We start from the raw sequence: 13,056 nt of genomic DNA, 5'->3' as shown, positions 1-13,056 counted from the left end.
TCCTCTCGCTCCCGACGCTGACGCGCTCGTCGACCGGGTCGCAGATGCAATCGCCGACTTCCGCGCCGCGGGCGGCACCATCGGCCACGTCCGCGGCGCATTCACCGAGGAGGACTGGGCGGCGATTCCCGAAACGAACAAGTCGTTCAGCGCGGTAGCCGCGGCCCGCGGTACACGCAGCCTTCAGCGCCAGCTCAGCCAGGGGCCGAAGGCCTGACCGGCGTCCCGGCGCTCCAGGAACCGCACTTCGGGTGCCATTTTTAAGTTAATTAGCAATTAATATTGACAGGCTTCAGGGGTCTGGGCACAGTTTCCGCCGTGGCACCGACCCCCGGTACGACCGGAGCGGGGTGCCCCGTGCCCCCAACTCTCGGGAGAACTCAGTGGCTTCGCATCGTGCAGTGATGGTGCGTGTGTGGCGGACCGCGGCGGCGCTCGGCGCCGTGGTACTGGTCGGGTCGTCCGTTCCGGCGGCCCACGCCGCGGACGACCAGGGTGCGCCGCAGTACTACGACAGCGGCCTCGCCCCCACGCCGTACATGGGATGGAACACCTACTACGGGCTCGGTGCCCCGACCGAGGACCAGGTCAAAAAGGTCGCCGACTACCTCGTCAGCAGCGGGCTGCGCGACAGCGGCTACAACATCGTCTGGTTGGACGGCGGTTGGCAGGCGGACCAGCCGCGCGACCCGGAGACGGGCCGGCTCGTGGCCAACCCCACGCGCTTCCCCTCCGGCATCCCGGCACTGGTGACGTACCTTCACGAGCGCGGCCTCAGGGCCGGCATCTACACCGACGCGGGCGAGTACGACGGCGGCAAGTGGTGCGGGCTCGGCAGCCGCGGCCACTACGAGCAGGACGCCCGCCAGTTCGCCGGCTGGAAGGTCGACGCCATCAAGGTGGACTTCCTCTGCGGCATCGGCGCCGGGCTCGACCCGGGCCCGGCCTTCAAGCAGTTCAGCGACGCGGTCGCCAAGTCCGGCCGGAAGATGCTGCTGAACCTGTGCAACCCGCTCACCGACGACTGGGGCATGCCGCACACCCCCGAGCAGGACGCGCACAACACCTTCGTCTACGGTCCGACGACCGCCGACTCCTGGCGCACCGGCACCGACATCGCCTGGGGTACCCCGACGGCGGGGGAGTGGCCGAACATCCTGCGCAACATGGATGCCAACGCCTGGCACCCCGAGGCCCAGGGCCCCGGTCACTGGAACGACCCGGACTACCTCATCCCGATGCGCAAGCTCGCCGATGGCGGCTACGAGCTCAACCAGGAGGAGTCCACCACCCAGTTCGTGATGTGGGCAGAGATGGCCTCGCCGCTGATGCTCGGCAGCGACCCGCGCACCCTGTCGCAGTCCATGCTCGACACCCTGCGCAACCCCGAGATCATCGCCGTCGACCAGGACCCGCTGGGCATCCAGGGCGCCCGCGTGGCCACCGACTCCGTCGGCGACGTCTACAGCAAGGTCCTTCAGGGCGCGGGCAAGCGGGCGGTCGTCCTGCTCAACCGCTCAGACCAGGCGCAGGACCGCACGGTGAGCTTCGCCGACGCCGGTCTGACGGGCAAGGTCGCCGTCCGCGACCTGCGGGCCCGCACCTCGCGCGGGACTTTCACCGGTTCGTACACCGTACGCGTCCCCGCGCACGGCACCGCGTTCCTCAAGCTGACCGGCACCGACGACGCCCCGGGCGCGCAGCTGTCCGGCCGCTCCTCGGCGAGCCCGGCCCTGGTGCGCGACGGCGACGCCCTGACCGTCTTCACCCGCGGTACGGACGGGTCGCTGCGGGCGCAGGCCGCGCGCGGCGGTGACTGGTCCGTGGCCCGTACCGTCGATCTGGGCGGCCCGACGCGCGGCCGTATCCTCGGCCAGCCCGCCGCGTACGCCTCGGCCGGCGGACGGATCGACGTCTTCGTGCGCGGCACCGACGACACCGCCTACCGGCGCGTGTACGCGAACGGGCGCTGGGGCCGCTGGCAGAGCCTCGGCGGTACGCTGACGGACGCGCCGACCGCGGCCTTCGCCGGCCCGGACGACTGGACGCTCTTCGCCCGCGGCGCGGACGGCGAGCTGTGGTCGCGCGGCCCGGCCTCCGGCTGGACCTCGCAGGGCGCCCCGCAGGACAGGGCGTTCTACGGCCGTCCGTCCGGCGTCGTGGACGACGCGGGCCGCCTGCACGTGGCCGTGCGCACCCCCGACGACTCGGTCTGGACGCGGACCCGCGACGCCTCCGGCACGTGGTCGGACTGGACGGCCCTCGGCGGCACGACCAGCGGCAGCCCGACACTGGTGGCCTCCGGTGACACCGTGCGCCTGTACGCCCGTGCCGGTGACTACACGCTCTGGACGCGCAGTTGGACCGCGTCCGGCGGCTGGGCCGGCTGGAGCAAGGACAACGACTTCGTCAGCGGCGCCTTCGACGGTGCGATCGGTGCCGTGGCCGGACCGGACGGTGGCGTGCTGGCCGCCTTCCGCGGAGTGGACGGGCGCGTCCACCAGACCGGGCTCTGAGCTTCGCGCTCACCCCGCAGCCTCCAGAAAATAAATTAGTAATTAATCTTGACCGGCTCCCTGACCCTGCGCCAGGCTGTGCCTGCCGCGCCCGGAGCCGGACCGTCAGGGGGCCTCAAGCTCCGTTCCGTGGGCACCAAGGGAGTGCACAGATGACCGCCTTCAACGCCACCCGCCGCAGATTCCTCATGGGAACGGGCGCAGTCGGCGCCGGCGCGCTGCTCAGCGGCTGCGTCACCCAGAGCCCGTCCGCCTCCGGAGGAGAGTCCGGCGGCCCCGTGACCCTTCAGTCCAACCTCTCCTCGCCGCAGGCCAAGACCGCGATGCAGCAGCTCGTCGCCGCCTTCGACAAGCGCGGCGGCGCCAAGGCGCAGCTCAACACCGTCGCGTCGGAGACCTTCCGCACGCAGCTGCCGACGTACCTCACGTCGGCCAACCCGCCGGACGTCTACACCTGGTACCCCGGTTCCGTCGCCGAGTCGTACGCCAAGAAGGACCTGCTCCTCGACCTCGACGACATCTGGACGAAGCCCGAGCTCTCGGGCTACTCCGATGCGCTGAAGAAGCTGTGCACCTCGGCCTCCAGCGGCAAGAAGGTCTTCGTGCCCACCAGCTACTACTGGTGGGGCATGTTCTACCGGAAGTCCAACTTCGCAAAGTGGGGCGTGCAGGAGCCCAAGACCTGGGACGAGTTCCTCAACCTGTGCGACAAGCTCAAGAGCAAGGGTGTCGCGCCGATCGGCCTCGGCGCCGGCGGCGACACCCCGTGGGTCGCCTCCGCCTGGTTCGACTACCTCGACATCCGCGTCAACGGGGCCACGTACCACCGCGAACTCCTCGCCGGGAAGCACCGTTTCGACGACCCCGAGGTCCGCAAGGTCTTCGACAGGTGGGACGAGGTCCGCCCGTACTTCGACCCCAACGGCACGGCGATCCCCTTCCAGGATGCCACCACCGCCCTTCTCCAGGGCCGTACCGGCATGATGCTCATCGGCACCTTCTTCGCCGACGCCGCACCCAAGGACGCCCTGGGCGACCTGGACTTCTTCCAGTTCCCCATCATCGACCCGAAGGTGCCGGTCGTCGAAGAGGCGCCCACCGACGGCTTCTTCGCCAGCGTCCGCACCAAGCGCGCCGACGGCGTCAAGGAACTGCTGCGCTACCTCGCCACCGCCGAGGCGCAGGAGCTCTACCTCAAGAGCTCGTCCGGCACCACGCTGCCCACCCACCCGGACGCCAAGGACGCGGGCACCCCGCTCGTCCTCAAGGGCCGCAAGCTCATCCAGAGCGCCGCCGACGTCACCCAGTTCTTCAACCGGGACTCCAGCGACGCGCTCCAGCCGACGGCCGACACGGCGCTGGTGCACTACCTGGCCAAGCCCAAGGAGATCGGATCCATCCTCACCACGTGGCAGCGCAGCGCGCAGAAGATCTGGAGCCAGTGACAATGGCGCTGATCGGCTCCGCACGACGGTCCAGGGCCACTCGGGTGCCCCCGGCGGTCCTGGCCTTCGTCCTCGTCCCGCTGCTCGCCGAGGCGTTCTGGGTCTTCTGGCCGGCCCTCCAGGGCTTCTACCTCTCCCTGACGTCCTGGGACGGCCTGACGGCACCGAAGTTCGTCGGCCTCGGCAACTACAGCGAGATGGTGCACGACGCGGTCTTCCACACCGCCGCGATCAACACGGTGCTGTGGCTGCTGCTCTTCGGCGGCCTCTCCGCCTTGCTCGGACTCGGTACCGCGATGCTGCTCCAGAAGGAGCGGCGAGGCATTGGGTTCTACCGGGCGGCGCTCTTCCTGCCGGTGGTCTTCTCGCTGGTCGCCACCGCGCTGGTGTGGCAGGCCATGTACCAGCCGGACGGCCTGGTCAACAACGTGCTTCAGGCCGTCGGTCTCGGCGGCTGGAAGCACGCCTGGCTCGCCGACCAGGACACCGCCTTCTACGCGGTGATCGTGCCCGCGCTGTGGCGCCAGGTCGGCTATGTGATGGTGCTGTACCTGGCCGGCCTCAAGGGCATAGACCCCGCGCTCTACGAGGCGGCCAAGGTCGACGGCGCCACCCGCCGGCAGCAGTTCCGGTACATCACGCTTCCGCAGCTGCGCAGCGTCAACGCGGTGGTCCTGTCGGTGATCGTCATCGACTCGCTGCGCTCGTTCGACGTGGTGTGGGCGCTCACTCGTGGCGGCCCCTACCACTCCTCCGAGCTGCTGAGCACCTACATGTACTCCACCGCGTTCCAGTCCCTGCGCCTGGGATACGGCTCCGCGCTCGCCGTCGTCATCTTCGTGCTGGCCTTCGGCGTCATCGTGAGCTACCTCGTGCGCGCCTTCCGGGAGGCCGACTGATGACCGCCACCCACGCCACCGCGCACACCGAGGACACCGAGTGGCAGGCCGGCCCCGCCGAGGTCGCGGGGCGCCGCCGCCCCGTCCTGGACGGCCGCAAGCTGCGCACCACTGGCTTCCACCTCACCGCGGGACTGCTGTCCGCGCTGTGGCTGCTGCCGATCGTCCTCGTGCTCGTCACCAGCACCCGGACGTTCGACGACATCGCCGCGCACGGGGTGGGCAGCTGGCCGCACTCGTTCACCTTCGACGGCTTCCGCCAGGCGTGGGTGGACGGCGGCCAGCAGCGCGCCCTCATCAACAGCATGCTGGTCACCATCCCCACCGTGGCGCTCTCGCTCGGCCTCGCTTCCATGGCGGCCTTCGCGCTCAGCCGCTACGACCTGCCTTTCCGTCGTGTCCTGCTGCTGCTCATGCTCGGCGGCAACCTGCTGCCCCCGCAGATCCTGCTGATCCCGGTCTCCAAGCTGAGCGAAATACTCGGCATCTACGACCGGTTGTACGCCCTGGTCGGGGTGCAGGTCGGCTTCGGCGTCGGCTTCTACGTCTTCGTCCTGCACGGCTTCATGCGGGCGATCCCCGGCGAGATCCAGCAGGCCGCCGTCATCGACGGCGCGGGCCCGTGGCAGATCTACTGGCGGATCATCCTGCCGCTGGCCCGCCCGGCACTGGCCGCGCTGACCGCCCTGTCGTTCACCTGGATCTTCAACGACCTGCTGTGGGCGATCACGGTGCTGCGCACCGACAGCCAGATGCCCATCACCGCCTCGCTGATCGGACTCCAGGGCCAGTACGTGTCCATGTGGAACGTCATCGCGGCCGGTTCGGTGATCGCCGCCGCCCCGACGGTGGCCGTCTTCGTCCGCTTCCAGCGTCACTTCGTGGCCGGACTGAACCTCGGAGCCGTGAAGTGACCGCGTCCGACCGGTGGCTGCTGCGCACCGACACCACCACCTACGCCGTCACGCTCGGGGGCGACGGACGCTGGGCCGAACTTGCCGCCTGGGGGCCGCACGGCGCCGAGGACGGACCGTCGCCCATGGACTGGTCGCGCCGCACCCACTTCATCACCCCCGCCGACGCCGCGCCCGCCGAGTACATCCCGTACGGACTGCGGCCGTTCACAGGCGCCGACCTGGTCGCCTCCCGCCCAGGCGGCGACCGCGGCAGCTGGTGGCGGTTCGCCGGCGCCACGCAGGACGGCGACCGCGCACTGCGCCTGGTGTTCGCCGACGACCTCCTCGGACTGCACACCATGCTGTGCTACGAGACGGTGCCCGGTACCGACGTCGTCCTGCGCTGGACTGAGCTCACCTGCACCGGTGACGACGAGGTGCGGCTGGAGCGCTTCGACTCCGCCGCCGTCAACGTGCCCGTCCAGGGCGGCGCGCGGCTGACGTATCTGGCCGGCCAGTGGTCGCAGGAGTTCCAGCTCAAGGACGTGGAACTGGAGCGCGGACGCTTCGAGTTGGAGAGCACCCAGGGTTCGGCGGGGCACGCCTACCACCCCTGGCTCGCCGTCCAGGACGCCGCCGCTCCCGCCGAGGGAGCCACCCCCACCTACGGCATCGCACTGGAGTGGTCCGGCAACTGGCGGATCACCGCCGACGCCGAGCCCGGCGGCGCGGTGCGCGTCCGTGCCGGCCGCGTGCCGCACGAGGGCGCCGTCCGTCTCGCCCCCGGTACCACCCTCGTCACGCCGCGCCTGGCCTGCGCCTTCAGCCCGGACGGTCTCGACGGCCTGGCTCGCGTCTGGCACCGCTACGAGCGGCACCTGGCGGGCGAGCGCATCGACCGGCCCCGCAAGGTCCTCTACAACTCGTGGGAGGCCACCGGCTTCGACGTCGACGCCGAAGGCCAGTTGGAGCTCGCCGAGGCCGCCGCCGAGCTCGGCGCCGAACTCTTCGTCGTCGACGACGGCTGGTTCACCGGGCGCTGCGACGACACCGGCGGCCTCGGCGACTGGGATCCCGACCCGGCCGAATTCCCCGGCGGATTCGACCGGTTCGTCGAGGACGTCCGCGCCCTCGGCATGGACTTCGGCCTGTGGATCGAGCCCGAGGGCGTCAGCCCGCGCTCGAAGCTCTACGCCGAGCACCCCGAGTGGGTGTACCGGATCGACGGCCGCCCGACCACACTCGTGCGCAACCAGCTCCTGCTCGACCTCGGCCGGGAGGACGTCCAGGAGTTCGTCATCGGCACCCTCGACCGGCTGCTCGGCTCCCACGCCATCGGCTACCTCAAGTGGGACATGAACCGTCCGCCCACCGAACGCGGCCGCCCCGGCCACCCGGCGGGACCCGACCCGGAGCGGCAGGACCTCGACGCCGCGCACGTCGCCGGCTACCTCCGCGTGCTGGACCAGCTGCGCACCGCCCACCCGCACGTCACGGTCGAGGGCTGTGCCGGCGGCGGCGCCCGCGTCGAACACGCCACCATCGCCCGCACCGACGTGGTGTGGCCCAGCGACAACACCGCGCCCATGGACCGACTGCGCATCCAGTACGGCTACCTCCACGCACATGCCCCGCACACCATGAGCTCCTGGGTCACCGACGCCCCCGGCGTCTTCGACCCCCGGCCGCGCTCGCTGGCCTTCCGCTTCGTCACCGCCATGGCCGGTGTGCTCGGTGTCGGCGCCGACATCCGCCATTGGACACCGGAGCAGCGTGCCGAGGCCGCGCGGTGGATCGCCCGCTACAAGGAGATCCGGGACGTCGTCCACCACGGCGAGGTCCGTCTGCTGGGTAGCCCCGCCGACCCGACGTGCGGTGTCCAGTTCGAGGAACGCGGCGGTGCCCGGGTGGTGGTGACGGCCTGGAACACCGGACCGCTGGACGGTGCGCCCCTGGTGCCCGGACGGCCCGCCCGGCTCCGCCTGCGGGGCCTCGCCCCGGAGTCCGTATACACCGACACCGCCACCGGCACCCGCTACAGCGGCGCATATCTGCTCCACTCGGGGCTGCCGTTCGCCTGGACCGCCGAACACGACGCGGAGCTGACCGTTCTGTCCCGTCGGTGACGGCAGCGGAAGAATCTGCACCCCACCGGCCTCTCGAACAGGAGAAGATCCACCCGATGAATCCAGCCGCCCGTTTCACCAACCGCGTCGCCGTCGTCACGGGAGCCGCGTCGGGCATCGGCGCGGCCACCGCGGCTCGCCTCGCCGCGGAGGGCGCGGCCGTCGTCCTCGTCGACATCGCCGCCGAGCGCGGCGAGGAGAGTGCCGAGCGCCTGCGCAAGGACGGGGCCCGGACCCTCTTCGTCGCCGCCGATGTCGCGAGCGAGGACGAATGGCAGCGGGTGATCACCGCCGCGCACGGCTTCGGGCCCGTGGGCGTCCTGGTGAGCAACGCGTACACGGTGGCCGTCGCACCGGCCCACGAGACCACTCTCGCCTCCTGGGAGCGCCAGCTCTCGGTCAATCTCACGGGTGCCTTCCTCGGGGTCAAGGCGGCACTGCCGGACCTGCGCGCGCACGGCGGGGCCGTGGTGCTCGTCTCCTCCGTGCACGCGCACCGGGGCATCCCCGGCCATCCGGCGTACGCGGCGAGCAAGGGCGCCCTGCTCTCGCTGTGCGGTCAACTCGCCGTCGAGTACGGCCCGGACGTCCGGGTCAACGCGGTACTGCCGGGGCCGATCCTGACCGCCGCCTGGGACCGGGTGCCGCAGGCCGACCGCGAGCTCAGCGTCGCGGAGACCGCGGCCCGCCGTTTCGGCACCCCCGAGGAGGTCGCCGCCGCCGTCGCCTTCCTCGCCGCCGACGAAGCCTCCTACATCACCGGATCGAGCCTGCTCGTGGACGGCGGCTGGAGCGTCACCAAGGCCTCGGCCTGACAGAGCCGACCGCTTCAGCCCCCATCGAACGGCAAGAAAGGCATAGAACATGACGCCATACGCGCGCCGCGGAGTGCACGGCCAGACCGTGGAGACCCTCGCCCGCCGGGTGCTCAGCGGCGAGATCCCCGAGGGAGCGACGCTCGACATGGCGGCCCTGCAGAGCGAGCTGGACGTCAGCCTGACGGCCCTGCGCGAGTCCCTGAAGGTGCTCGCGGCCAAGGGCATGGTCGACGCCCGGCAGAAGCGCGGCACCTTCGTCAGGCCCCGTTCCGACTGGAACCTGCTCGACGCCGACGTGCTGCGCTGGCAGTTCGCCGAGAGCAGCGGCACGGGTGCCGACCCCGCACTGCTGCGCAACCTCGGCGAGGTCCGCGGCATCATCGAACCCGCGGCCGTACGCCTCGCGGCGGACCGGCGCACCGACGCCGACCTCGAGGCGCTTCAGACGGCACTGACCGCCATGGGCCAGGAGGGCGGCGCGAGCGACGCCGTCGAGGCCGACCTCGCCTTCCACCGGGCACTGCTCGCGGCCACCCACAACGAACTGCTGGAACGCATGGAGATGGTCATCGAGTCGGGCCTCGCCCAGCGCGACCGGCTCGTGCACAGCGCCCCGCACAGCGAGGACCCGGTCCCCAGCCACCGCGCCGTCCTCGACGCCGTGCGCGACCGGGACCCGGACGCCGCCGAACTCGCCATGCGCGCCCTGCTCGACCAGGCGACGCGCGATCTCGACAAGGTCAGCGGCCCGCAGGCGTCCGAGGACGCGGACGGTTCACCCGAGAAGAAGGACGGCCGGACACAGTGAAGATCGCGCGCGTCGAGACCTTTCTCATCCCGCCCCGCTGGCTGTTCTGCCGCATCGAGACCGACGACGGCGTCGTCGGCTGGGGCGAGCCGGTGGTGGAGGGCAGGGCCGAGGTGGTCCGGTCGGCCGTCGAGGTGCTGGCGGAGTACCTGGTGGGCCAGGACGCGCTGCGCATCCAGGACCACTGGCAGGTGCTGAGCAAGGGCGGCTTCTATCGGGGCGGCCCGGTCCTCTCCAGCGCCGTCGCCGGCATCGACCAGGCCCTGTGGGACATCGCCGGCCGCGCCCTCGGGGTGCCGGTGCACACCCTGCTCGGCGGACCGGTCCGGGACACGGTACGGGTGTACGCCTGGGTCGGCGGCGACGAACCCGAGCGGCTCAAGGAGGAGGTCACGGCCCAGGTGGAGGCCGGCTTCACCGCCGTCAAGATGAACGCCGCCGGACGCACTCCGCCGATCGGCAGCCCCGCCGAGACGGCCGCCGTCGTCGAGCGCGTGGCGGCCGCCCGCGAGGCCCTGGGCCCGCACCGCGACGTCGCCGTCGACTTCCACGGCCGCTTCGCCGCCGCCAACGCGCGCCGCGTGCTGCACGAGATAGCCCCGCTGCACCCGCTGTTCGTGGAGGAGCCCGTCCTGCCCGAGCAGGCGCACCTGCTGCCGGGCCTGGTCGCCGCCTCGCCGGTGCCGCTCGCCACCGGTGAACGGCTCTACGGGCGAGCCGAGTTCCTCCCGGCCCTGACCGCGGGCGTCGCCGTGGCCCAGCCGGACCTGTCGCACGCCGGCGGGATATCGGAGGTCACCCGGATCGCGTCGCTTGCCGAGACCTTCGGGGCTCATCTGGCGCCGCACTGCCCGCTCGGCCCCGTCGCGCTGGCCGCCAGCCTCCAGGTCGCCTTCGCCACGCCCAACTTCCTGATCCAGGAGCAGAGCCGCGGCGTCCACTACAACAAGGACGCCGACCTGCTGTCCTACCTGGTCGACACCGAGCCCTTCCGCTTCGTCGACGGCCAGGCGCATCGCACCGCACTGCCCGGACTCGGCATCGCCGTCGACGAGGACGCGGTGCGCGCCGCCGACCGGTCCGGCCACGCCTGGCGCAATCCCGTCTGGCGGCATGCCGACGGCTCCTTCGCCGAATGGTGAGCGCCACGTGGCTGCCCGTCCGCGTCGCCACCGACGTGGACCACGGCGGGCGCTGGACGTCGCTGACCGCGGGCGGCCGCGAGTGGCTGTGGCACCGCGACGAACCCCGCCGCAGCGTGGTCCGGCCCGGTGACCCCTTCGCCGACGCCGGGGGGTTGGAGGAGTGCGCGCCCACCGTGCGCGGACTGCCCGACCACGGGGACGCCTGGTCGCGGCCCTGGCGGCGGGCCGGGGAGGAGGACATCGTGGAGTGTCCCGACTTCCGCCTGGCCCGGCGCATCGGCGGGCGAGGGGACGCGGTCGTCGCCGACTACATGCTCGCCGCCGAGCCCGGCTACCGCTTCGTATGGGCCGCCCACGCCCTGCTCGACCTCTCTCCGGCCGCCCGGATCGGCGTCGACGGACCGGCGGTCACACGGCTCTACCCGGACGAGGGCGACCGCTGGATCGCCGGCGCCTGGCCCACCGTCGACGGCGTACGGCTGGACCGGCTCGGCCCGGACGACGGGAGCGCCGTCGGAGCGGTCGTCCTGACCTCCCAGGTGTCCGTACACGACGGCGCCGACACACTGCACCTGTCCGTGGAGGCCGCCGGACAGCCGGTCGCGGTCGCCCTCTGGCGCAACCTCGGCGGCTTCCCCCGGGACGCGCCGTACCGCTCGATCGGCGTCGAGCCGATGCTCGGGCGCGTCTTCGACCGCGCCGCGGCGGGCGACGGCGACACCGCCGTCGTACCGCCGAGCGGCGAGGTCGCCTGGCGGCTCACCGTCACCGCGCACCGCCGCCCCTGAACACCCGTCACCAGAAGGGATTCCGGATGGACCTGCTCGCCGCGCTGCGCGCCCACCGGTTGCTCGCCATCGTCCGCGGCAGCGACCCGGACGCCGCGCTGACCACCGTGCTCACCCTCGCCGAGGAGGGCGTCACCCTCATCGAGGTCTCCCTCTCCGGGCGCGACGCGCTCGATGTCATCGCGCGGGCCCGCGCCGCGCTCGGTCCCGACGCCACGCTCGGCGCCGGAACCGTGCTCACCTCCGACGACGCCCGTGCCGCCCAGCAGGCCGGCGCCGCCTTCCTCGTCACCCCGGCGGTCAGCGACGGCATCGCCACCGGGCGCGAACTCGGACTCCCCGTGCTCGCGGGCGTGCTGACCCCCACGGACATCCTCCAGGCCCAGCGGCTCGGCGCCGACGCCCTCAAGCTCTTCCCGGCAGGCAGCGCCGGGGGGCCCGGCTATCTGCGGGACCTGCGCGGCCCCTTCCCGGACCTGCCCTTCGTACCGGTCGGGGGCGTGGACGCCGCAGCGGCCGCCGCCTATCTGCGCGAGGGTGCCACGGCCGTCGGCGTCGGATCGCCCCTGGTCGGCGACGCGGCAGCGGGCGGCGACCGCACCGCCCTGCGCGAACGCGCCCGCGTCTTCCGGGACGTGGTTCGCGCCGAGGCACGCCCGTGACCGCCCCCGCGGTCCTGGGGACCGACCGCCTGGAACTGGGCGAGGGCATCCGCTGGACGGACGGCCGCGCCGTGCTCACCGACATCCTCACCGGCCGACTGCTCGCCCTGCCCGACGGGCCCGACGCGCCGCTCGGACCGATCACTCAACTGCCGTGCCCCCTGGGCGCCGTGGCACCGGTGAAGGGGCGCCCCGGCCACTGGATCGCGGCGGCGGACACCGGCATCTGCCGCATCGACCCCGCAGGCCGCGTCGACTGGATCGCGCGCCCCGAGGACGGCGCACCCGTGCCGATGCGGATGAACGACGGCGTCGCCGACCCGCACGGGCGCTTCTGGGCCGGCAGCATGGCGTACTCGGCCACCGAGGACGCGGGCTCCCTCTACCGCCTGGACCGCGACGGCCGCGTCACCCGGGTCCTACGGGACGTCACGGTTCCCAACGGCCCGGCCTTCAGCGCCGACGGAACCGTCATGTATCTCGCCGACAGCGCCCGGGGCGTCATCCGCCGCTGTCCGATCGACCCCGTGAGCGGCGACCCGGGCACCCCCGAACCCTTCGTCGCCCTCGACTCCGGCAGCCCCGACGGCATGACCACCGACATCGAGGGCTGTCTGTGGACCGCGGTCTGGGGCACCGGGCAGGTCCACCGCTACCGCCCCGACGGCAGCCTCGACCGCATCGTCGACCTGCCCGCCGGGCAGCCCGCGGGACTCTGCCTCGGCGGCCCCGACGGCCGTACGCTCCTCGTCACCAGCGCGCACATCGGCCTGCCCACCCCGGGACCCCTCGACGGCGCCGTCTTCGCGGTCCGGGTCGACGTCCCCGGCGCCCCCGCCGCCCCCTACCGCCCCGCCCGTCCCCCCCCCCCCCCCCCCGCCGCCCGCGCCCCCCCCCCCCAAGGAACCCCCCCCGACCCCCCCACGGCCCCAGCGGCACCCCCCCCGGGTCAG

The 13,056-nt window shown here is 72.4% G+C and carries 11 protein-coding genes and 1 pseudogene; all 12 read left to right on the top strand.

Going from position 1 to position 13,056, the window contains the following annotated elements:
• Nucleotides 1-217, top strand: a pseudogene (locus ABT288_RS46620) (hypothetical protein); the annotation flags it as partial.
• Nucleotides 218-404: 187 nt separating this feature from the next.
• The gene (locus tag ABT288_RS46615) at nt 405-2,516 is read left to right on the top strand and encodes a DUF8189 domain-containing protein (protein ID WP_351622202.1); all 2,112 of its coding nucleotides are present in this window, start codon (nt 405-407) and stop codon (nt 2,514-2,516) included.
• A gap of 152 nt (nt 2,517-2,668) precedes the next feature.
• On the top strand, nt 2,669-3,961 hold the full coding sequence (locus ABT288_RS46610; RefSeq protein ID WP_351622199.1) for an ABC transporter substrate-binding protein: 1,293 nt from the start codon (nt 2,669-2,671) through the stop codon (nt 3,959-3,961).
• A 2-nt stretch (nt 3,962-3,963) separates the two neighbouring features.
• Nucleotides 3,964-4,860, top strand: coding sequence for a carbohydrate ABC transporter permease (locus ABT288_RS46605; RefSeq protein WP_351622195.1), 897 nt, complete (start codon nt 3,964-3,966; stop codon nt 4,858-4,860).
• Nucleotides 4,860-5,774, top strand: coding sequence for a carbohydrate ABC transporter permease (locus ABT288_RS46600; protein ID WP_351622192.1), 915 nt, complete (start codon nt 4,860-4,862; stop codon nt 5,772-5,774). The genes ABT288_RS46605 and ABT288_RS46600 overlap by 1 nt, the downstream gene beginning before the upstream one ends.
• Nucleotides 5,771-7,882 (top strand): alpha-galactosidase, encoded by a 2,112-nt coding sequence (locus ABT288_RS46595; RefSeq protein WP_351622189.1) that lies wholly within the window; start codon nt 5,771-5,773, stop codon nt 7,880-7,882. Before ABT288_RS46600 ends, ABT288_RS46595 begins: the two co-directional genes overlap by 4 nt.
• A 56-nt stretch (nt 7,883-7,938) precedes the next feature.
• Entirely contained in the window at nt 7,939-8,697 is a 759-nt protein-coding gene (locus tag ABT288_RS46590; protein WP_351622186.1) for an SDR family NAD(P)-dependent oxidoreductase, read from the top strand.
• 49 nt (nt 8,698-8,746) lie between these two features.
• Nucleotides 8,747-9,508, top strand: a complete 762-nt coding sequence (locus tag ABT288_RS46585; protein ID WP_351622183.1) for a FadR/GntR family transcriptional regulator — start codon at nt 8,747-8,749, stop codon at nt 9,506-9,508.
• Nucleotides 9,505-10,650: a galactonate dehydratase gene (gene dgoD / locus ABT288_RS46580; RefSeq protein ID WP_351622180.1), complete on the top strand. Its 1,146-nt coding sequence runs from the start codon at nt 9,505-9,507 to the stop codon at nt 10,648-10,650. The genes ABT288_RS46585 and dgoD overlap by 4 nt, the downstream gene beginning before the upstream one ends.
• Nucleotides 10,644-11,441, top strand: a complete 798-nt coding sequence (locus ABT288_RS46575) for a hypothetical protein (protein WP_351622177.1) — start codon at nt 10,644-10,646, stop codon at nt 11,439-11,441. The genes dgoD and ABT288_RS46575 overlap by 7 nt, the downstream gene beginning before the upstream one ends.
• 26 nt (nt 11,442-11,467) lie before the next feature.
• Nucleotides 11,468-12,103 (top strand): bifunctional 4-hydroxy-2-oxoglutarate aldolase/2-dehydro-3-deoxy-phosphogluconate aldolase, encoded by a 636-nt coding sequence (locus tag ABT288_RS46570; RefSeq protein ID WP_351622174.1) that lies wholly within the window; start codon nt 11,468-11,470, stop codon nt 12,101-12,103.
• Nucleotides 12,100-13,056 (top strand): SMP-30/gluconolactonase/LRE family protein (locus ABT288_RS46565; RefSeq protein WP_351622171.1); only part of this gene is annotated, 957 nt, incomplete at its 3' end. The genes ABT288_RS46570 and ABT288_RS46565, both read left to right, overlap by 4 nt.

Source organism: Streptomyces sp. NPDC001093 (genome assembly GCF_040298985.1).
In the GTDB taxonomy this organism is placed as follows: Bacteria; Actinomycetota; Actinomycetes; order Streptomycetales; family Streptomycetaceae; genus Streptomyces.
The sequence above is the reverse complement of the archived record's forward strand: the minus strand, read 5'-3'. Positions and strand labels throughout refer to the sequence as shown.

Excerpts from the sequence above, each read along its gene's own strand:
- ABT288_RS46615 (WP_351622202.1), top strand. The coding sequence starts at position 405 with ATGGTGCGTGTGTGGCGGACCGCGGCGGCGCTCGGCGCCGTGGTACTG.
- ABT288_RS46610 (WP_351622199.1), top strand. The coding sequence starts at position 2,669 with ATGACCGCCTTCAACGCCACCCGCCGCAGATTCCTCATGGGAACGGGC.
- ABT288_RS46605 (WP_351622195.1), top strand. The coding sequence starts at position 3,964 with ATGGCGCTGATCGGCTCCGCACGACGGTCCAGGGCCACTCGGGTGCCC.
- ABT288_RS46600 (WP_351622192.1), top strand. The coding sequence starts at position 4,860 with ATGACCGCCACCCACGCCACCGCGCACACCGAGGACACCGAGTGGCAG.
- ABT288_RS46590 (WP_351622186.1), top strand. The coding sequence starts at position 7,939 with ATGAATCCAGCCGCCCGTTTCACCAACCGCGTCGCCGTCGTCACGGGA.
- ABT288_RS46585 (WP_351622183.1), top strand. The coding sequence starts at position 8,747 with ATGACGCCATACGCGCGCCGCGGAGTGCACGGCCAGACCGTGGAGACC.
- ABT288_RS46575 (WP_351622177.1), top strand. The coding sequence starts at position 10,644 with ATGGTGAGCGCCACGTGGCTGCCCGTCCGCGTCGCCACCGACGTGGAC.
- ABT288_RS46570 (WP_351622174.1), top strand. The coding sequence starts at position 11,468 with ATGGACCTGCTCGCCGCGCTGCGCGCCCACCGGTTGCTCGCCATCGTC.